Origin of the sequence: Streptomyces sp. So13.3, from assembly GCF_005860785.2 — a bacterium.
In the GTDB taxonomy this organism is placed as follows: domain Bacteria; phylum Actinomycetota; class Actinomycetes; order Streptomycetales; family Streptomycetaceae; genus Actinacidiphila; species Actinacidiphila fildesensis.
The window spans coordinates 8,457,949-8,477,399 of sequence record NZ_CP048835.1; the positions used below are offsets into that span (position 1 = coordinate 8,457,949).

At 72.7% G+C, this 19,451-nt stretch carries 16 protein-coding genes; 7 read left to right on the top strand and 9 right to left on the bottom strand.

Annotated features, from left to right (window positions below; translation table 11 throughout):
* Positions 1 to 124 precede the first annotated feature (124 nt).
* Positions 125 to 1,375 carry an ROK family transcriptional regulator gene (locus tag C8250_RS37755; protein ID WP_138355276.1) on the bottom strand — a complete coding sequence of 417 codons (1,251 nt, stop codon included), beginning with the start codon at positions 1,373 to 1,375 and terminating at the stop codon, positions 125 to 127.
* A 272-nt stretch (positions 1,376 to 1,647) separates the two neighbouring features.
* Here C8250_RS37755 and C8250_RS37760 point away from each other — a divergent pair, with 272 nt between their 5' ends.
* The 6 genes from C8250_RS37760 (at position 1,648) to C8250_RS37785 (ending at position 7,755) form a co-directional block, all read left to right on the top strand.
* A complete protein-coding gene (locus C8250_RS37760) occupies positions 1,648 to 3,138 on the top strand; it encodes a sugar ABC transporter ATP-binding protein (RefSeq protein ID WP_138355286.1) in 1,491 nt (496 codons plus the stop codon).
* Entirely contained in the window at positions 3,135 to 3,371 is a 237-nt protein-coding gene (locus C8250_RS37765) for a hypothetical protein (RefSeq protein ID WP_187145143.1), read from the top strand. Before C8250_RS37760 ends, C8250_RS37765 begins: the two co-directional genes overlap by 4 nt.
* Complete coding sequence (locus C8250_RS37770; protein WP_346268785.1) at positions 3,368 to 4,276, top strand: ABC transporter permease; 909 nt, start codon at positions 3,368 to 3,370, stop codon at positions 4,274 to 4,276. The genes C8250_RS37765 and C8250_RS37770 overlap by 4 nt, the downstream gene beginning before the upstream one ends.
* A 13-nt stretch (positions 4,277 to 4,289) precedes the next feature.
* Positions 4,290 to 5,342 carry a substrate-binding domain-containing protein gene (locus C8250_RS37775; protein WP_138359321.1) on the top strand — a complete coding sequence of 351 codons (1,053 nt, stop codon included), beginning with the start codon at positions 4,290 to 4,292 and terminating at the stop codon, positions 5,340 to 5,342.
* A gap of 88 nt (positions 5,343 to 5,430) precedes the next feature.
* On the top strand, positions 5,431 to 6,612 hold the full coding sequence (locus C8250_RS37780; protein WP_138359319.1) for a Gfo/Idh/MocA family oxidoreductase: 1,182 nt from the start codon (positions 5,431 to 5,433) through the stop codon (positions 6,610 to 6,612).
* 135 nt (positions 6,613 to 6,747) lie between these two features.
* Positions 6,748 to 7,755: a sugar phosphate isomerase/epimerase family protein gene (locus C8250_RS37785; protein WP_138359317.1), complete on the top strand. Its 1,008-nt coding sequence runs from the start codon at positions 6,748 to 6,750 to the stop codon at positions 7,753 to 7,755.
* 4 nt (positions 7,756 to 7,759) lie between these two features.
* Here the strand turns inward: C8250_RS37785 and C8250_RS37790 are convergent, their stop codons facing one another.
* The 7 genes from C8250_RS37790 to C8250_RS37815 all read right to left on the bottom strand — a co-directional run bounded on the left by C8250_RS37790 (position 7,760) and on the right by C8250_RS37815 (position 14,480).
* The gene (locus C8250_RS37790) at positions 7,760 to 8,176 is read right to left on the bottom strand and encodes a hypothetical protein (RefSeq protein ID WP_138359315.1); all 417 of its coding nucleotides are present in this window, start codon (positions 8,174 to 8,176) and stop codon (positions 7,760 to 7,762) included.
* A 37-nt stretch (positions 8,177 to 8,213) separates the two neighbouring features.
* Positions 8,214 to 9,929: a hypothetical protein gene (locus C8250_RS37795; protein WP_187145144.1), complete on the bottom strand. Its 1,716-nt coding sequence runs from the start codon at positions 9,927 to 9,929 to the stop codon at positions 8,214 to 8,216.
* Complete coding sequence (locus C8250_RS37800) at positions 9,926 to 10,648, bottom strand: ABC transporter ATP-binding protein (protein WP_138359313.1); 723 nt, start codon at positions 10,646 to 10,648, stop codon at positions 9,926 to 9,928. The genes C8250_RS37795 and C8250_RS37800 overlap by 4 nt, the downstream gene beginning before the upstream one ends.
* A gap of 132 nt (positions 10,649 to 10,780) precedes the next feature.
* Positions 10,781 to 12,250: an MFS transporter gene (locus C8250_RS37805; protein WP_138359311.1), complete on the bottom strand. Its 1,470-nt coding sequence runs from the start codon at positions 12,248 to 12,250 to the stop codon at positions 10,781 to 10,783.
* A gap of 122 nt (positions 12,251 to 12,372) precedes the next feature.
* Positions 12,373 to 12,726, bottom strand: a complete 354-nt coding sequence (locus C8250_RS44075; protein ID WP_274599429.1) for a CAP domain-containing protein — start codon at positions 12,724 to 12,726, stop codon at positions 12,373 to 12,375.
* Positions 12,727 to 12,936: 210 nt separating this feature from the next.
* A complete protein-coding gene (locus C8250_RS44080; protein ID WP_244809627.1) occupies positions 12,937 to 13,935 on the bottom strand; it encodes a sigma-70 family RNA polymerase sigma factor in 999 nt (332 codons plus the stop codon).
* A 56-nt stretch (positions 13,936 to 13,991) separates the two neighbouring features.
* Entirely contained in the window at positions 13,992 to 14,480 is a 489-nt protein-coding gene (locus C8250_RS37815) for a CAP domain-containing protein (RefSeq protein WP_244809629.1), read from the bottom strand.
* Between the two features lie 583 nt (positions 14,481 to 15,063).
* On the opposite strand from C8250_RS37815, the gene C8250_RS37820 reads away from it, so the two are divergent.
* Positions 15,064 to 15,213, top strand: coding sequence for a hypothetical protein (locus C8250_RS37820; protein WP_198357519.1), 150 nt, complete (start codon positions 15,064 to 15,066; stop codon positions 15,211 to 15,213).
* Here C8250_RS37820 and C8250_RS37825 read toward each other — a convergent pair.
* Positions 15,210 to 19,268 (bottom strand): Pls/PosA family non-ribosomal peptide synthetase, encoded by a 4,059-nt coding sequence (locus tag C8250_RS37825; RefSeq protein WP_244809916.1) that lies wholly within the window; start codon positions 19,266 to 19,268, stop codon positions 15,210 to 15,212. The genes C8250_RS37820 and C8250_RS37825 overlap by 4 nt on opposite strands.
* Positions 19,269 to 19,451: the final 183 nt, after the last annotated feature.

Below are 19,451 nucleotides of genomic sequence, written 5' to 3' on the forward strand. Positions count from 1 at the left end.
TTGCGGAAAGGACGCCCCGCCGAGGCGTCCGGTGACCGGTCCTCCTGAACTCTCAGGAGGTGTTCGTTAGTTGAGGGGAGAAAGTAAGTGGGCCGGGAGCAGTCGTCAAGAGGTCCCGCACCGGTTATCGGTGCGCCGCGGAGCCGCTGCGCGGCAGCGGGAGCCGCGCGGTGTCGATGGCGTCGATGATCGACGACGCTCCGCCCCTGGCCGCCGCGGTGAAGCCGAGGGTGGACAGCGCGACCTGGCAGCCGCCGAGGTGGGGCGCGATGGTGTGCGCGGCGAGCGTCCGCCGGGCGGGCGGCATGATCCAGGGCGCCAGCGTCACGAAGTAGCCCCCGAGGATGAGGGCCTGAGGGTTGAACAGATTGAGCAGGATCGCCGATCCGCGGCCCAGCCACTCGCCGACCCGGACCAGCGCGGCGGTCGTCCGCGGGTCGCCGGCCTCGGCCCGGCGGGCCACCTCGGCGACCTTCGCGGCCAGGTCGGTCAGCGGCTGCGCCGTACTGCCGGCCAGGTCCGGAGCCGCCTGCTGGATGATCGAGCCGATGCCGACCAGCGCTTCGAAGCAGCCTCTGCGGCCGCAACCGCACAGCGGACCGTCCTGCATCAGCGTGATGTGCCCGACCTCGCCGCCGTACCCCGAAGAGCCGCGCATCAGTGCGCCGTTGATGATCACGCCGCCGCCCACGCCGACCTCGCCGGTCAGATAGACGAGGTTCTGGGTGTGCGCCAGCGCACCGCGCCGGTACTCGCCGACCGCCCCGAGGTTGGCGTCGTTGTCCAGCGACAGGGCGACGCTGCTGTCGTCGAGCTGCTCCCGGAAGCGGTCGACGAGCGGGAACTCGTGCCAGCCGAGGTTCGGCGCCTCGGCCACCTCGCCGTCGGAGGTGCCGATCAGACCGGGGACCGCGATGGTGATGCCGAGCACCTCGCGGTGCTGGCGTGCCATCTCGCCCATCGCCCGGCGGGCCAGGTCGGCCAGTCGGACGGCACAGCCCTCGGCGCCCAACTCGGCTGCCTGGACCGGCTCGTGCCAGGTCAGGACGTCGCGTTCGGCCAGGTCGACCATGACCGCCGACAGATAGTCGACGTTCACCTCCAGGCCGAGCGCGGTGAAACGCCGGCCGTCGAGGGTGAGCATGACGGCGGGCCGGCCGATCCGCCGCTCCTCGCTCGCCCCCACTTCGACGACGATGCCACGGGTGATCAGCTCGGCGACGATGTTGGAGATGGTGGCCTTGTTCAGCCCGGTACCGGCGGCCACTTCGGCCCGCGAACACGGTGCTTCGCGGCGGATGAAGCGCAGGACGACGGCGAGATTGGTCTCCCGGACATCGATGAAGTCGACAGCTCCGCTGCTGACGGGCCGCATGGCACACCCCTTTGTGCGAAGCATTGACAGTCGTTAGTCGCGACCACAAACTAAGTCGCACCGCACCGGGGCGTCAAGGTTCCGACTGCCCCTCACGTCACCTTAATCGACCGGTAATCGCAGGTCACAGAGGTGCGCCAGGACCGGTGCCGCTCCGCCGCACAGCCGCACACGTACCGCCGCTCAGCACCACAGCCGCTTACGTACCGCCGCTTTCTGGCGCCACCGAGGAGGTCCCCGTGACCGCCACCGCAGATCCACCCCTGCTCGCGATGCGGGGAATCGTCAAGGAGTTCCCGGGCGTCCGCGCCCTGGACGGGGTGGACCTCGAGGTCCGCGCCGGCGAAGTGCACTGTCTGCTGGGGCAGAACGGGGCCGGCAAGTCCACGCTGATCAAGGTGCTGTCCGGCGCTCACCACCCCGACGCGGGCGAACTGCTGTGGCAGGGCGAGCCGGTACGGCTCTCCCACCCCACCGCCGCCATGCGGCTCGGCGTCGCCACCATCTATCAGGAACTCGACCTCGTGCCCGGCCTCAGCGTGGCCGAGAACATCTTCCTCGGCCATGAACCGGCTTCCTTCGGTGTCACCCGGCGCGGCGAGATGCACCGCAACGCCCGTGAACTGCTCGGACGCCTCGGCCACGCCGAGATCCCGCCGTGGAAGCCGGTCGGCCAACTGCCCGCGGCGGCGCAGCAGGTCGTCAGCATGGCCCGCGCGCTGTCGCACGACGCCCGGCTGATCGTGATGGACGAACCCTCCGCCGCCCTCGCGCACGACGAGATCACCAACCTCTTCCGGATCATCCGCGAGCTCGCCGCCACCGGGGTGGCCGTCGTCTACATCTCGCACCGGCTGGAGGAGATCCGCGAGATCGGCGACCGCATCACCGTCCTCAAGGACGGCCGCACCCGGGCCGTCGGACTGCCCGCCCGCACCACCCCGACCGCCGACGTGGTCGCCCTGATGACCGGCCGCGCCGTGGAGCACACCTTCCCGCGCCGGCCCGCGCCGGGAATGCGCAAGGGCGGTCCCGAAGTGCTGCGCGTCGAGGGGCTGTCGGTGGCGGGCCGCGTCCACGACGTCTCGTTCAGCGTCCGGGCCGGCGAGATCGTCGGGATCGCGGGGCTGGTGGGCTCCGGCCGCTCCGAGATCCTGGAGGGGATCTACGGCGCCCGTACCCCGCTGGCCGGCCGCGTCCTGCTCGGCGGTGCGCCCCTGCGCCCCGGCAGCACCACGGCGGCCGTCCGCCGGGGCATGGGCTTCGCCCCGGAAGAACGCAAGTCGCAGGCGCTCCTCATGTTGGAGAGCGTCGGACGCAACATCACCGTCGCCTCGCTCAGCCGCTACACCCGCTACGGCTGGTTCGACCGCCGCCGCGAATCGGCCGACGCGGCCCAGCAGATCGCCGCCGTACAGCTGCGCCCCGACGATCCGGAGCGGCCGGTACGCACCCTGTCGGGCGGCAACCAGCAGAAGGCGGTGCTGGCCCGCTGGCTGCTGCGCCGCTGCAAGGTGCTGCTGCTGGACGAACCGACCCGGGGCGTCGACGTCGGCGCTCGCAGCGAGCTGTACGCGCAGATGAGAGCGCTGGCCGACGCGGGTCTCGCGATCGTGCTGGTGTCCAGCGAGGTGCCGGAGGTACTCGGTCTGGCCGACCGGATCCTCGTGCTCCGCGAAGGCCGGGTGATCCACGCCTGTGACGCGGTGGACATCGACGAACACGGGGTCCTCGACCTGGTGATGGAAGGAAGCGCGCTATGAGCGACACACCACACGCCCCCGCCCCGGGCCTCTCCGCTCCCGCCGACATCCCCACCGCCGTTCCCGAGGCGGACGAGCACCGCCGGGTGGAGGAGCTCGCCGCGCACGCCGCCAAGGAGGGCGTACGCACCGGGCCGTTCGCCTCCCCTGGGCGGGATCGGCGGGCTCGGGGACGCGGCGGGGATCCGGCGGCGGCCGGGGCGCCGGCGCGCTGCGGCATCTGGCGCTGGTGATCGCCCTCGGCATCCTGTGCGGCATCGGGGCCGTCACCAAGGGCAGCAGCTTCGCGACCACCAGCAACATGGTGCTGATCCTCAGCCTCGCCGCGGTGATCGGGGTGGTCACCGTCGGGATGACGTTCGTCATCATCGGCGGCGGCATCGACCTGTCGGTCGGCGCGCTGATCGCGCTCGCGTCGGTGTGGTCGACCACCACCGGCAGCCAGGCCCAGGGCCCGGCCGTCATGATCTTCACCTCCGTACTGGTCGGCACGCTCTGCGGGTTGCTGAACGGTCTGCTGATCGCCTACGGGCGGCTGGTCGCGTTCATCGTGACGCTGGCGACGATGGTCGCCACCCGCGGTCTGGCCGAACAGCTCTCCGACCGCAAGTCGCAGATCGTCACCGCGGACACGTTCCTGTCCATCGCCGAGACCCGCTGGCTGGGCATGCCGCTGCTGGTCTACATCTTCGCCGCGGTCGTCGTGCTGGGCTGGCTGGTGCTGAACCGCACCACGTTCGGCCGCCGCACCTTCGCCGTCGGCGGCAACCCGGAGGCCGCCCGGCTGGCGGGCATCAACGTCCGGCTGCACACCTGTCTGCTCTACGTGGTCTCCGGTTTCTGCTGCGGAATCGCCGCCGTGATGCTCACCGCGCAGGCCAACACCGGTGCGAGCACCCACGGCATGCTCTACGAACTCAACGCCATCGCCGCGGTCGTCGTCGGCGGGACGCTGCTGACCGGCGGCTTCGGCTCCGTGCTCGGCTCGATCCTCGGCGTCCTGGTCTTCACGACCATCACCGACCTGTTCATCCTCAACAACCTCACCACCCCCATCCAGGAGATCGCCCAGGGCGCGATCATCATCGCCGTCCTGCTCATCCAGCGCTGGGGCCGTGGCCGGTCCGTCACCACCTGATTCGGAGACCGATATGAGCACCAGCTTGGACCGCAGACACGTCCTCTTCGGCGGGGCGGCGATCGGCGCGGGCGCCCTCCTCACCGGATGCACCAACAGCAGCGACAACGACAAGAGCGCCCCGCAGGTGAAGGCCGGCGCGTCCTCGTCGGGAGCGACCGCGGGCAAGGCGGTCACCATCGGGTTCTCGGCCCCGGCCGCCGACCACGGCTGGACCGCCGCGATCACCATCAACGCCAAGGCACAGGCCCAGCAGTACTCCGACGTCACCCTCAAGGCGACCGAGGGCACCAATGACGTCGCGGCTCAGATCCAGCAGGTGCAGTCGCTGATCGACGCCAAGGTGGACGCGCTCGTCATCCTGCCCTTCGACGGCAAGGCCCTCACCGAGATCGCCAAGAAGGCGATGGCGTCCGGCATTCCGGTGATCAACCTGGACCGGATCTTCGCCAGCGGACTGGCCTACCGGACCTGGATCGGCGGCGACAACTACGGCATGGGCGTGAACGCCGGCAACTTCATCGCCCGCCGGATGAAGGCGGCGGGCAAGAGCGATCCGGTCATTGTCGAGGTCGCCGGGATCGACAACCTCGAACTCACCCAGCAGCGCAGCAAGGGCTTCAAGGACGCGCTGGCCGCCAACGGGCTGCGGCTGGCGGCCCGGCAGGCCGCCGACTTCACCGCCGCCACCGGCCAGCGGGTCACCGCGCAGCTGCTGCAGGCCACTCCGAAGATCGACGCGATGTGGAACCACGACGACGACCAGGGGATCGGCGTGCTCGCGGCGATCAAGCAGGCGCAGCGTGACAAGGAGTTCGTCGTGGTCGGGGGCGCCGGATCCCGCAAGGCCATGGAGTCGATCAAGGCCGACGACAGCCCGGTGAAGGCCACCGTGCTCTACAGCCCGAGCATGGCGTCGTCCTCGATCACCGTGGCCCGGCTCATCGCCCAGGGCCATGGCATGGCCGACCTCGTCGAGCACGAGGTACCGGCCTCGGTCACCACCTTCTCGGCGGTGGTGACGAAGGAGAACGTCGACCAGTACATGGCCGTCGGCTTCTCGTAACCACCCGGCCGGACGGCGGCGCGGCCGTTCCGGAAACGAACGACGGAAACGAAATCCGGAAACGAACGACGGAAAGGGATCGACGACGATGTCCCCAGCACAGCCACCGGCCCTCGGCGTCGGCCTGGTCGGGTACTCCTTCATGGGGCGCGCCCACTCCCAGGCCTGGCGGTCCGTGGGCGCGTTCTTCGAGCTGCCGCGCCGCCCCGCGATGGTGGCCGTCGCCGGCCGGTCGGGTCCCGATGTGGCGCGCGCAGCGGAACAGCTCGGCTGGGCCGAGGCCGTCACCGATGTGAAGGAGCTGCTGGTCCGCGACGACATCCACGTCCTGGACATCTGCACTCCCGGCGACAGTCATGCCGAGCTGGCCGTCGCCGCGCTGGAGGCCGGCAAGCACGTGCTGTGCGAGAAGCCGCTCGCCAACACCGTCGCCGAGGCCGAGGCGATGACGGCGGCCGCCGAACGGGCCGCCGCCCGCGGTGTCCGCTCCATGGTCGGCTTCAACTACCGGCGGGTGCCGGCCATCGCGCTCGCCCGCCAGCTGGTGGCCGACGGCAGACTGGGGCGGATCCGGCACATCCGCGCCCAGTACCTCCAGGACTGGATCACCGATCCGCTGTTCCCGCTGGTGTGGCGGCTGCAGAAGGAACGGGCGGGCTCCGGCGCCCTCGGCGACATCGGCGCGCACATCATCGACCTGGCGCAGTTCGTCGGCGGCTCCCGGATCACCGGCGTCTCGGCGGTGACCGAGACCTTCGTCAAGGAACGCCCGCTGGCCGGCACCTCGGACGGGCTCGCCCCGGGAGCGGCGGCCGGCGGGACGGGTCCGGTCACCGTGGACGATGCCGCCCTGTTCACCGCGCGCACCGCGGCCGGCGCGCTCGCCTCGTTCGAGGCCACCCGGTTCGCCGCGGGCCGTAAGAACGCCCTGCGGATCGAACTCAACGGATCCGATGGGTCACTGGCCTTCGACTTCGAGTCGATGAACGACCTCTGGTTCCACGACCACACCGAGAACGCGCGGACCGCCGGTTTCCGCCGCATCCTCGTCACCGAACCCGACCACCCCTACGCCGGCGCCTGGTGGCCGCCCGGCCATCTCCTGGGCTACGAGCACAGCTTCACCCATGAGATCCGGGACTTCGTGCAGGCGATCGGGGACGGTTCCGATCCCGCACCGTCGTTCGCCGACGGACTGCAGGTGCAGCGGGTGCTGGCCGCCGTCGAGGCCAGCGCGCGCGACGACAGCCGGTGGACACCGGTCGGCTGACCCAGGACCTCGTTCGACCGCCCCCCTCAGCGCGGGGTGGTGGCTCCTGCCGCCGACAGGCGCCGCCGCCCCGCTTTCCACCGGCCGTCCGACAGCCGACGACCGGACCGACCCGCTTCCCGCCGGAGGACCGCCATGCCCCGTCCCGTCACCCTCTTCACCGGCCAGTGGGCGGACCTGCCCTTCGAGGAGGTCTGCGCGCTCGCCTCCGGCTGGGGATACGACGGCCTGGAGATCGCCTGCTGGGGCGACCACTTCGAGGTCGACCGCGCGCTCGCCGACAGCAGTTACGTACCGCGGCGGCTGGAGATTCTGGAGAAGCACCACCTCAAGGTGTGGGCGATCTCCACGCACCTCGTCGGCCAGGCCGTCTGCGACCACCCCATCGACCAGCGCCACCAGGACATCCTCCCGGCCCGGATCTGGGCCGACGGCGACGGCGAAGGGGTACGCCGCCGTGCGGCGCAGGAGTTGAAGGACACCGCCCGCGCCGCCGCACTGCTGGGCGTCGACACCGTGGTCGGATTCACCGGCTCGTCGATCTGGCACACCGTCGCCATGTTCCCGCCCGCGCCCGCCGCCATGATCGAAGCGGGCTACCAGGACTTCGCCGACCGCTGGAACCCGATCCTCGACGTCTTCGACACCGAGGGCGTCCGGTTCGCCCACGAGGTGCACCCGTCGGAGATCGCCTACGACTACTACACGACGGTCCGCGCGCTGGAGGCCATCGGCCACCGGCCCGCGTTCGGTCTCAACTGGGACCCCTCGCACTTCGTCTGGCAGGACCTCGACCCGGTGAACTTCATCCTCGACTTCGCCGACCGGATCTACCACGTCGACTGCAAGGACGCCAAGGTCCGCACCGGGGACGGGCGGCGCGGCAGACTCTCCTCGCACCTCCCGTGGTCCGACCTCCGGCGCGGCTGGGACTTCATCTCCACCGGGCACGGCGACGTGCCCTGGGAGGACAGTTTCCGGGCGCTGAACGCCATCGGCTACACCGGACCGCTGAGCGTCGAATGGGAGGACGCGGGCATGGACCGGCTGCTCGGTGCCCCCGAAGCGCTGGCCTTCGTGCGCCGCCTGGCGGCGATCGAACCCCCCACCGCCTCGTTCGACGCGGCGTTCTCCGCGAAGTGAACGCTCAGCGGGAGTCGGTCGACGGCAGCAGCAGGTACGTTCCGCCGGTGTCGTCGACATGCACGACATGCGCGCCGACCCGGACGACCTGCACCGGTCCTGCCCGCCAGGCGCCGCACGGGCCGCCGCCGTCCGGGAGAGGTCCCCAGATCTCCCGGAAGGTGCTGCCGTCGGGGTTGGTGCCGGTCTCGGTCAGGTTCTCGCCGTCCGGCCTGAGCGTGCCGGTGTCGTCGCCGGCCTCGCCCACGTCATGGTGGAAGCGGACCTGCTCACCGTCGTACGAGGTACGGCCGGCGAAACCGCGGCTGTCCGCGTAGTACGCGCCGGCCTGCAACCACACCACATGGTGGTCCTCGCGCAGCGGTCCGCCGTCGCGGCTGATTCCGGCGCGCAGCCACGCGCCGCGGGTGGGAACGTTCATGCCGCCCAGCCTGCCCGACGCGGTACCACCCCGTCGGTCATGCGAGGAGCTTGCCGGCCCGCGCGTACGCCCACTGCAGCAGACCCGCGGTGACGGCCGCGCTCACACACACCGTGAGGAGGAGATGCTCAGCCGTCGGTGTGTGCAGGGCGAGCACGAAGGGAACGATCAGCGCGGCGATCGCCACCAGCGGTCCCGACAGGTACCAGGCCAGGAAGAGCACCGGGCCGACGCTGCCGGTCGGACTCTGCGCGGGCGACAGCAGCAGATGCTGCTTGGACACACCCCGGCAGGCGTTCACCAGGCCGGCGGCGACGAACGCCGGCACCACGGCCGGCGCCAGCGCAACGCGCACCCCGCCGCCGAGCAGCACCACGCAGACCCCCGCGACCAGGGCGAACACCAGCCCCAGGACCACGGGCACGATGGTGTGCCGCAGCATGAGGCCGCCGTACGGGTACGGGGACCACGAACCGCGCCGGGTGTCGTCGGTCTCCAGCCGGGCCGGTTCCAGAAGCTGTGCGACGGCCCAGTAGCCGAAGACCAGTGCGGCGGCCGTGGCAGCGACGCCCCCGGCGTGCCGTGAGTCGGCGGCCACGACCGCGCTCAGGACCGCGAGCACGGACAGCAGAACGGAACGCCCGATCCGGCCGGGGGCGTGGATCAGCGCGAGCGCGTCGCGCCACGGCACGGCCAGGGCCGCGTGGCGCGGGGCGGGCAGCTGCAGCCGCGCGGGGCGCGGCGTCCCGGAGGCGCCCGCGGCGACCTGGCGGGCGGTGCGCAGTTCCACCGTCTGCAAAGCGGCCAGCACACCGGTCGTGGTGCGGGACCGCTGCCGCACGGTGGCCAGCGGTAGCGAACCCGCCGCCCGCCGCGCCAGCTCGATCGCCGCCGCCGTGACGGCCAGCGCCAGCAGCGCCGCGACCGGACCGCCCGGCACGGCTGCCGGGGTCGGCGACAGGGCGGCGATACCGCTCCAGCCCCACGGCCCCGACCACAGCTCGATCCGTTCCAGCCAGGTCACCCGGTGACCTGCCGCCGCCAGCGCGCTCTGCGCGGCGAGGGCCAGTACGAGGAGACCCGCGTACGGGGTCGCGGTCCGCACCCACCGGGCCACGGACTCGCGGGCTTCGACGGCCACGGCGAGCGCGGTGGCGAGCAGCGGTACGCACACGCCGCCGACCCCGCACCAGGCGAAGGCGGCCGCGAGCCCGGTCTTGACCGTCAGTCCCAGCGTCACCATGCCGATCACGGAGGCCAGCAGCCCGACCGAGAGCGACACCCCGCAGGACACCCAGAACCACGGCAGCAGGATGCGGGAGATCCGCACCGGCTGGGTCAGCAGCCAGTCCGCGGTGTCGCGTGGCGGCACCACCGGTCCCCGCCACAGCGCGTCGCGCGCGGCGACCAGTAGCGCGCCGAGTGCCAGCGCGCAGACCCCCGACGGGACGGCGGCGAGGATCGCCGCGCCGTGCACGGTGTAGTCCGCGCCCATGGAGCTCTTGATGAACAGACTGAAGCCGGGGAGCACACCCCACACGACCAGGATCAGCAGGACGCAGTAGACCGCGAAGCCGACCTGGCCGGCCCGCTTGCGGCGGTGCGGGGAGCGCAGATTGCGCAACAGCAGCAGCGCCTCGGCGGTCCAGTCGTCCTCCTCCTCGTCCCAGGAGGCGTCCCGCTCATCGTCGAGGCCGCCGTCGGCTCCGTCGTTTCCGGCCTGTTCCCCGGTGTGCCGCGTCGTCGTACTCACCGGGCCGCGCCCGCGACGCCGGTCTGCCACGTGGTGTCGGCCGCGTCGTCGGAGAGCACCTCATCGGGTGTGCCGTCGGCGACCAGCTTGCCCTCGCGCAGCACCAGCACCCGGTCCGCGACCGCGCGCGCCAGCTCGGCGTGGTGGGTGACCAGCAGGACGCCCACCCCGTCGGCCGCCTCCGCGGCGATCAGGTCGGCCAGCCGCCGCCGCGCGTCGGGGTCGAGCCGCTGCTCGGGCTCGTCCAGCAGGAGCAGATCCCGCGGCCGCACGAGCGCGGACGCCAGCAGCAGCGACTGCAGCTGCCCGGAGGAGAGGCCCGAGGGCAGCGACCTGGCGTGCTCGCTCAGCAGCCGGTCGGCGAGTACATGATCGATCCACGCGTCCGCACCCTCCACCCCGTGCGCGACGGCGACGAGCTGCAGGTGCTGGCGCACGGTGAGGTCCGGGTAGCACGCCACGGTGTCCCCGACCACCGCCACCCGGGCCCGCACCCGGGCGTCGTTCTCCGTCATGGGCCGGCCGTCGAAGGTGACCTTGCCCTTGGTGGGCTTGTCCCGCCCGGCGGCGATCCGCAGCAGTGTGGACTTCCCCGACCCGTTGTGGCCGAGCAGCGCGACGCACTGGCCGCCGTCCAGCGAGAGGTCCACCGGATGCAGCACCGTGCGCTTTCCGTAGGAGCGGCTCACGCCGGTGAGTTGCAGTAGCGGTGCGCCCATCGGCCGTGCTCCTCAGAACGTGTCCTTCACCTTGCTGAGGCGAACGGTATCCGAACACGAAGGTGTCTCCCGCAGCGACGGGGGCGCTGCGGGAGACACCCGTCCGGTTGCCGGGCGTACACCAAGGGGGTGTCAGTCCTCCCGATGGTGCGTCCGGCTCGGGAGCAGGAAGGCTGACGCGAAGGCCGCGGTCAGCAGCCCGGCCGCGATCCAGAAGGTCACCTGCATGGCCCCGTCGAATCCTCCGGTGCCCCCGTGGGTGAGGCAGCTCAGGAAGACCGTGCCCAGAGCTGCCACCCCGATACTGTTGCCCACCTGCTGGAAGGCGTTCAGCAGTCCGGAGGCCGAGCCGGTCTCCTTGATGGCCACGCTCCCGATGGCGATGTTGTAGTAGGGCGTCAGTACGCCGCCCATACCCAGTCCGATCACCAGCAGCGCCGGCAGCAGCTGCCACGCTGTCACCGTTTGATCGCTGGAGTGGATGTTGGCGACGACGACGGTCAGGGCCACCGCCCCGACGGCCAGGGCCCCCAGCCCCGCCTGCAGGGTCGCCCGGTCACCCCACCGGCGCACCAGCACCGCTCCGGCGAGGGCCGCACCGATGGCCGAGCCGAGTGTCCAGGGCATCATCACCAGCCCGGCGTCCAGGGCCGAGAACCCGTGGCCGAGCTGCAGCTGAACGATGAGCGCGAACATCATGCCGCTCAGCGCCACGTAGTACAGCATGCCCAGCAGCAGCGCGACGACGAACCGCATGTTGTTGAACAGCCCGAGTTCCACGAGCGGGGTGCGCCCTGCCGCGGCACGGCGCCGCTGGTGCATCCCGAAGACGACGAGCACGGGTAGTGCGGCGGCCATGCTGATGAAGCACCAGGCGGGCCAGCCCTTGTCGCGTCCCTGCATTAGGGGGTAGGCGAGCAGGAGCATCGCCGCCGCCGCCAGCGCCGTACCCACTCCGTCCAGCCGGCGCGATCGGCCTCGGTCGGTGGGGCCGGTGCCGGGGATGAGTTTGATCCCGCCGATGACCGCGGCGAGACCGATCGGTGCGTTGACGAAGAACACCGCGCGCCAGCCCAGGCCGAACAGGTCGCCACTGGCCAGAGCGCCGCCCAGGATGGGTCCGATGATCGCCGCCATACCCACGACCGGGCCCATCATGCCGATCGCCTTCGGGAGTTCACGCCCCGGGAACAGCTCCCGCATGATGCCGAGGCCCTGCGGGACCATGATGGCGACGAAGAACCCCTGCAGGCTGCGCATCCCGATGAGCATGTCGGTGTTCACGGAGAGTCCGGCGACCACCGACGCGACGGTGAAGCCGGCGGTGCCGACCAGGAACACCCGCTTGAGGCCGAAGATGTCGCCCATCCGCCCCCCGGTGATCAGCATCGTGGCGAAGGCGAGGGTGTAGCCGGCGGTCATCCACTGGAGATCGGAGTAGCTGCCGTGCAGTCCGGTGCGGATCGTCGGGCCGGCGGTGCTGACCATCATGGAGTCGAGCAGGTCCATGCAGTGGGTGGCCAGGACCGCGGCCAGCGCGTACCAGCGCAGGCGGTGCCTTGCCGGGACGGCGGTGGTGGTGGCCTCCGCGACGACAGCCATGAGGGATCCCTTCGAAGAACTGCGCAGGCAACTGCGAGCAGGGTTCCCCGAAGCGCTCCAGCATCGCTTGAGACTCCCGGACCGCCGAAGCGATCAGGCCCGGATGCGGTCCGGGCCGGACGTCAGTGGGCGGCGAAGTCCTGGGTCCACCAAGGGCCGCCGGAACCGAGGTGGGCGCCCACTCCGATGTGCGTGAACTGGCAGTTGAGGATGTTGTCCCGGTGTGCGGCATCGCTCATCCAGTCGGCGACGGCACGGGAGGCGGTCGACGGGCCGCGGTCGATGTTCTCGCCCCATCTGCTCCACGTGTAGCCCGCGGCGGTGATCCTCGCGTCCGGGCCCACCCCCTCCGGGGTGTCGTGCTCGTAGTAGCCACGGGCGGCCATGTCGTCGGAGTGTGCCTGTGCCGCCGCATGCAGCTTCGCGTCCGCGCGCACCGGGCGGCAGCCGTGCAGCGCCCGCTGCGCGTTGACCAGCTCGGTGACCTGCTGTTCGAGGGTGGGCCGGGGACGGGCGGGCGGCGCCGCGGGCTTGGTGGTCGGAGGTAGGCGTCGCGGTCGGCGTCGGAGATAGGGGGGCGGGCGCGGTGGTCACGGGTGCGGTGGCCGCCAGGGGGGGCGCGCGGCAGCGGCGCGGGGACGCCTGACCGGGTCCCCACCGCAGCGCGGCCACCACCGCTGTGCCCGTCACCAGCATAGCACGCCGGCGACGACGGCTGGCGTACTGGGGCCGCCGGGAGCGCGGCGGTTTTCCGCGCGAGCCCGAGCCGCGTGAGCCTCCCGAGCCGCCACCGGGCGGTGCGAACCGCCGGGGCCGTGCGCACCGGCGGGACCATGGGCACCGCTTGAACCACCCGAGCCGTGTGCTGCGAGCGGTGAGCCGGTCTGGGGGGGCCGGCAGGCTTGGCCGGGGAGCCGAGGCCGGGGGAGTGGAGGACGGGCACCAGGCTGAGCCGGGCGAGCAGCCCCTCGGCCGGTACCAGGTCGGCGGCGCGCCCGGAGCAGTCCGGGCAGTCGCGGGCGTGCCGGGCGATGCGCTTGCGCCACAGCGCGGACGGTATCTGGTCCCAGGGCGCGACGAGGTAGCCCAGCTCGGGGCAGCGCGGTACGGCGGCCAGCGCCCGCACCACGAGTAAGGCCGGTCTCCAGCTGCTCCTTCATCCGCTGGACGCGCACCGCCGCGTGCCGTGCCGGGACCCCGAGCCCGGCGGCCAGCTCCTCGCGGGTGATGACGTCGGCCGCCTCCAGCCACCACAGGGACAGCAGCTCCCGGTCGTCGGCGTCGAGCCAGCGGGTGGCCTCGGCCACCTCCCGGCGCTGCCCGGACAGGCCGAGCCGCCAGATCGTCAGGTCGGTGAAGTCGGCCGTCGGGTCGGCGATCTCCCGCGCCTGGTCGAGCCCATCGGCGCGGGGCGTACCGCTCGCCGACCGCAGCCGGCGGACCTGGTTCATGGCGATGGCGACGAGCCAGGAGCGGAAGGCCGCCGGATCGCGGAGGTCGGGCAGGGAGCTCAGGACGCGCAGCATCGTCTCCTGCACGACGTCGTCGACATCGGCATGCCCGTCCAGCGCCCGGCCCACGATGTTGTAGACCAGCGGCAGATACGCCGCGACCAGCTCCTCGCGGGCCCCTTCGTCCCCGGCCCTGGCGGCCGCCACCAGCGCGGCCCCGCTGTCCCGCTCCACGTCCGACCGCTCCCGTCCACCGTCTCGTGCCGTGTTGCCCCGCACCGTCCGTGACCTCAGGAGGCCGCGCCGAAGTCCTGGGTCCACCAGGGACCGTTCGCACTCATGTTGATGCCGACGCCGATCTCTTTGAAGGCGCAGTTGAGGATGTTGTCACGGTGTCCGGGGCTCTTCATCCAGCCGTCCATCGCGGTTTGGGCGTCCTTGGGGCTCTTGTAGATGTTTTCGCCCCATGTGCTCCAGTGGTAGCCGGCGGCCGTCATCCGCGCGCCCGGCCCGACGCCCTCAGGGGTGTCGTGCTCGTAGTAGTTGCGGGCGGCCATGTCATCGGAGTGCGCCTGGGCCGCGGCCTGGAGCTTCGCGTTGACGGTGACGGGTTTGCAGCCCTGTCGGGCGCGTTCGGTGTTGACCATGTCCACGACCTGCTGCGCGTACCGGGCGGTGGTTCCGCCGCCGGACAGCGTGCCCGAGGAGGGTGCCTTACGGGAGCCGACGCCCGTGCCGGTCCCCCCGGTGCCGGTGCCCGTTCCGGTGGTGTGCGGCACGGTGGTGGCCGGGTGGGTGCCCGGCCGCTGCGCGGAGGGGGTCGCCGTGGCGGAGGCGCTGTGGGAAGGGGTGGCGGGGGCCGCGGATCCCGTGGCGGCCGAGGCGCCGCCCGGGGGTGTAAACCGGATCGGGGGCGTCCGTGACCGGCGCGGGTCCGGCGGCCGCACGCGTCTCGTCGGTCCGGTCCGTCGTCGACTGGACCACGGTGTACCCGCCGCCCGCGACGGCTATGAGCGCGGCGGCGCCACCGACGGTCGCCGCCCACCGCGAGCGGCGCCCCCGGTGCTGCCCGCTCCGCCCGCTGTGCCGCCCGGCGCTGCGGCCCCGCCCGGCGGCCGAATGCGTGCCCCGGCCGTCCGGGCGCTGCTGGTACGGGGCGCTGCTCGCGCCCGGTTCCGGGGTGGACGTCGGGGGCTGGGTCTCACGGTTCACGCGGCTTCACTTTCCGGTGCGGGGTCTGCTGGGTGCGGGTGCACACACAGGAGATCCGGCGGGCGGAGGCCGATAACAGAAATCCGCGGACGAGTTCCGGCAGGCCGTCAGGCGGGGGTGCGGCTCCGCGCCCAGAGCATTGGCGGCGGCATGCGGTGGAAGACACCGGAGCAGGGCACGGCCACCTCCGTGCTGGTCGCGACCTCGCCGCTGCTCGACGGCATCGGCGGCCGGTACTTCGAGGACTGCAACGAAGCCGCACCGAACGAGCCGGGCAGCTGCAGTGGGGTCGCCCCCTAGGCCCTCGACCCCGAAGCGGCCGAGCGGCTGGTGTCCGTGGGGACGCCGGCCTCGTAACCGGACGCTCCGTCCTCCGGACCACGGGGCCGGCCCGGGGACCTGAGGCGTCCGGTGCCCGCGCCGGCTCCGGGCGGCGTGCCGGGATCCTCCCGCGGCCACGGAGCCACCGGATTGCCCACCCACCGGGACCCCGCCGGCACACCCTCGCCGCGCATGACCAGCGAGGCGGCGCCGACGCAGGATCCGGCGCCGAGCACCGAGCCGGGCAGCACGATGGAGTGCGGGCCGAGCGTGGCGCCCGCCCCGACGTGGACCGCGTCGAGACGCATCAGCCGGTCGTGGAACAGATGCGTCTGCAGGACGCACCCGCGGTTGACGCTGACGCCGTCGTCCAGCCGCACCAGATCCGCCTCGGGCAGCCAGTGGCTCTCGCACCACACCCCACGGCCGATGCGCGCACCCAGGCTGCGCAGCCAGATGTTCAGGAACGGTGTGCCCGTCAGGGTCGTGCCGATCCAGGGCATGGCCAGCTCTTCCACGAAGTTGTCGTACAGCTCGTTGCGCCAGACGAAGGACGACCACAACGGGTGCTCGCCCGTGCGGAAGCGGCCCACCAGCATCCACTTGGCCGCGGTCGTGAGGAGCAGCGCGACGATGCCGGCGCCCACGCTCACCAGACCGGAGACGGCCGCGCCGACCAGCAGCCCGTACGTGGTGAAGACGGCCTGCAGCACCGCGAGGGACCCGGCGCCCAGCAGCGCGGAGCACAGCACCGGGACGACACGGCACAGTTCCACCGCCGAGCGGGCCAGCACCAGCCGGCGGGGCGGGTCGTAGGTACGCCCGGGATCGGCGTGGTCCGGGACGCGGGGCAGCGGGAAGCCCGGCCGTCCGGTCCAGGACGAGCCCGGCTCCGCGTGCTCGGGGGCGTCGGACAGCACTCCGATGAGGGCGTGGTCGGGCAGCTCCCGTCCCGGGCCGACGATGCCGGAGTTCCCGACGAAGGCCCGGCGGCCGACCCGTGCGGCGCCGAGCCGCAACCAGCCGCCACGGATCTCGAACGGGGCGACGAGCGAGTCGTCGGCCAGGAACGCGCCGTCGTCGGCGCGCAGCAGTCCGGGCAGCGCCAGCACGGTGGACGCCTCGACCCGGCGGCCCACCCGGGCGCCGAGCAGCCGCAGCCAGACCGGGGTGAACAGGCTGGCGTAGAACGGGAAGAGCGAGCCGCGCGCCGTGGTCATCAGACCCGACACGATCCAGGTGCAGAAGGCGACACCGCCGTGCGCGCGGTGATGACCGGGCTTCACCGGGATGCCGAACAGCCGCACGAGGACGACGATCAGCCCCGCGTACGCCACGACGCCCACCACCATGAGCAGCGGGGTCAGCCCCAGCAGCCGCACCAGGACCCCGGTGAGCGTCCCCTCGCCGCGGACCGCCTGGTACGTCATCCACAGCGCGGGCGCCGCCGCGATCAGCGGCAGCAGGTTGAAGACCGGCAGGGCGAGCGCGTAGGCGAGGTCCCAGCGGCGTGCACGGCGGTGGTCGGGGAGCGGCCAGCCGTCGCCGGCCTGCGGTGCGCCGGTGACGGGGCGGGCGGGGGAGCCGTGCCACTGCCGGTGGTCCGGGACGTCGCCGAGGACGCAGCTGCCGGGCGCGATGTCGGCGCCGTCGCCGATCCTGGCACCGGGCATCAGGGTGCTCCGGGTGCCGACGCGGGCACCGGCCCCGATCTCGACGGCGCCCAGGTGCAGGACATCGCCGTCCAGCCACCACCCGGCCACGTCGGCCTCCGGTTCGACGGCGCATCCGTCGCCGAACCGGGCCATGCCCGTCACCGGCGGCGCGGTGTGCAGATCGACGTCCCGCCCGACCCTGCAGCCCAGCGCGCGGGCGTAGTGCCGGGCCCAGGGTGTGCCGAGCAGCGAGGCGATGTTGAACATGGCCACCGTCCGCTCCGCCGCCCACAGCCGCAGATGGAACCGGCCGCCGCGCGGATAGGAACCCGGTCGCATCCCGGCGGTGAGCAGCCGGGCCGCCGCCGAGCCGATGGCGACCCGGCCGGCGGCGCTCGACAGCACCATCCAGCCGCCCAGGATCAGCCACCAGGAGGTGTGCGGCGCCCAGGGCAGCGGCCCGATCAGGTTGTCGACCGTCGCGAGGCCGAGCATCCACCGCAGTCCGCCGAGCGTGTACAGCACGGACAGCACCAGCAGTTGAACGGCTCCGGCGCGGCGCGGCGTCGGCCGGACCTGCCGTTCCTCGCGCGGGCCGCCGCCGAGTTCGTCGAGGTGGGCGGCGAGGTCGCGCAGCCGGGGGCGGCCGTAGACCTCCGCCACCGAGACCCCGGGGTACCGCTCCCGCAGGACCGAGACGAGTCGCGCGGCGGCCAGGCTGGTGCCGCCGAGCGCGAAGAAGTCGCTGTCACCGGTGACGGGCAGGCCGAGCGCCTCCCGCCACTTCCCGGCGAGCCAGGCCGCCGTCTCCCCGAGCGTGGCGCCGTCGCCCGACGGGTCCGCTCCGGTACCGGCGGTCGTCGGCAGCGGCCAGGGCAGGGCGTCGCGGTCGACTTTTCCCGAGGTGCGGGTCGGCAGTTCGTCCACCACGGCCAGGGCGGGGACCAGCGTCGCCGGAAGCCGTTCGAGCAGCAGGGCACGCGCCGCAGCCGAGTCGAACCGCGGCGGGTCCTGCTGGGCGGTCGCGTCTCCGCCGTCCTGTCCCTTCTCCCCGTCCGGTGGGTCCAGGACGAGGTAGCCGACCAGTACCTGGCCGCCCGCCGCCGTGTTCCGCACGGCCGCCGCGGCGGAGCGCACCCCGGACAGCGCCCGCAACGCCGCGTCGATCTCACCGAGTTCGACCCGGCGGCCGGCCAGCTTCACCTGCTCGTCGGCGCGCCCGACGAAGACCAGGCCCTCAGGTTCCGCCACCACCAGGTCACCGCTGCGATAGACGCGCGGGCCGCGCAGCCACGGGTGCGGACAGAACTTCTCGGCGTCCTTGGCGGGGTCGAGGTACCGGGCGGCGCCGACCCCGCCGATCAGCAGTTCTCCCGTCTCGTGCCAGGCGACGGGCTTGCCCTCACTGTTGACGACGGCGATCTCCCAGCCGTCCAGCGGTGTGCCGATCCGGACCGGCTGCCCCGGCGTCAGCAGCGCGGCGCACGCGACCACGGTGGTCTCCGTCGGCCCGTAGGTGTTCCACAGCTCGCGGCCCGGCGCTGCCAGCCGGTCGACGAGTCCGGCCGGGCACGCCTCACCGCCGAGGATCAGCAGCCGCACCCGGGCCAGCGACTCCACGGGCCACAGCGCCACCAGCGTCGGCACCGTGGAGGCGACGGTGACGCCCCGTTCGACCAGCCAGGGCCCCAGGTCGACGCCGGCCCGCACCAGCGACCGGGGGGCCGGTACGAGGCACGCCCCGTGCCGCCAGGCCAGCCACATCTCCTCGCACGAGGCGTCGAACGCGACGGACAGCCCCGCCAGCACCCGGTCGCCCGGGCCCAGCGGCGCGTCCGTGAGGAAGATCCGCGCCTCGGCGTCGACGAACGCGGCGGCCGAACGGTGGCTGACCGCCACTCCCTTGGGACGGCCGGTGGTGCCGGAGGTGAAGATGATCCAGGCGTCGTCGTCGGGTCCCGGGCGGCCCGGCCGGCCACCGGGCCGCTGCGCGGGGCGCGGCACGATCTCGCATCCTGCGCCGATCACCGCGCACACCGCGGCGTCGGCCCAGATCAGCTCCGCGCGCTCGTCCGGATCGTCGGCGTCCACCGGTACGTAGGCCGCCCCGGTGTGCAGCACTGCCAGGATCGCCAGATATAGCTCCGCCGTGCCCGACGGGACGCGCACCCCGACCCGGTCGCCCCTGCCGATGCCCGCGGCCGCCAGTCGGTCGGCCAGTTCCGTGACCCGGGCCGTCAGGGCGCGGTAGTCGAGCAGCCCGGAACCGCCATCGGCCCGCGAGCCCGTGCTGGTGTCCAGAGCGGGCGCGTCGGGATGCGCCCGGGCCGACGCCTCCAGCACATCGAGCAGAGTTCTGGCCGGTGCCGCCCCGGCCACCGGCCACACCGCCCCGGCCGCGAGTCCTGGGGCGCCGCCACCGAAGCCGCCGGTGCCGGTTCTGGCTGGGACTTCGCCACGTTGTTCCGGTGCTTTCACTTACCTTGCTCTCGCAGTGTGGCTCAGATATCGGTGCGCGGCGCCCGGTCCCGCCGCCGCGGGAGTCGGGGCCCGCACGGCCCC

What these genes read in the sequence shown, in the direction of transcription:
- C8250_RS37805 (WP_138359311.1), bottom strand. Translation starts at nt 12,250, where the DNA reads ATGGCTGTCGTCGCGGAGGCCACCACCACCGCCGTCCCGGCAAGGCAC.
- C8250_RS37760 (WP_138355286.1), top strand. Translation starts at nt 1,648, where the DNA reads ATGCGGGGAATCGTCAAGGAGTTCCCGGGCGTCCGCGCCCTGGACGGG.
- C8250_RS37765 (WP_187145143.1), top strand. Translation starts at nt 3,135, where the DNA reads ATGAGCGACACACCACACGCCCCCGCCCCGGGCCTCTCCGCTCCCGCC.
- C8250_RS37785 (WP_138359317.1), top strand. Translation starts at nt 6,748, where the DNA reads ATGCCCCGTCCCGTCACCCTCTTCACCGGCCAGTGGGCGGACCTGCCC.
- C8250_RS37775 (WP_138359321.1), top strand. Translation starts at nt 4,290, where the DNA reads ATGAGCACCAGCTTGGACCGCAGACACGTCCTCTTCGGCGGGGCGGCG.
- C8250_RS37755 (WP_138355276.1), bottom strand. Translation starts at nt 1,375, where the DNA reads ATGCGGCCCGTCAGCAGCGGAGCTGTCGACTTCATCGATGTCCGGGAG.
- C8250_RS37780 (WP_138359319.1), top strand. Translation starts at nt 5,431, where the DNA reads ATGTCCCCAGCACAGCCACCGGCCCTCGGCGTCGGCCTGGTCGGGTAC.
- C8250_RS37820 (WP_198357519.1), top strand. Translation starts at nt 15,064, where the DNA reads ATGCGGTGGAAGACACCGGAGCAGGGCACGGCCACCTCCGTGCTGGTC.
- C8250_RS37790 (WP_138359315.1), bottom strand. Translation starts at nt 8,176, where the DNA reads ATGAACGTTCCCACCCGCGGCGCGTGGCTGCGCGCCGGAATCAGCCGC.
- C8250_RS37800 (WP_138359313.1), bottom strand. Translation starts at nt 10,648, where the DNA reads ATGGGCGCACCGCTACTGCAACTCACCGGCGTGAGCCGCTCCTACGGA.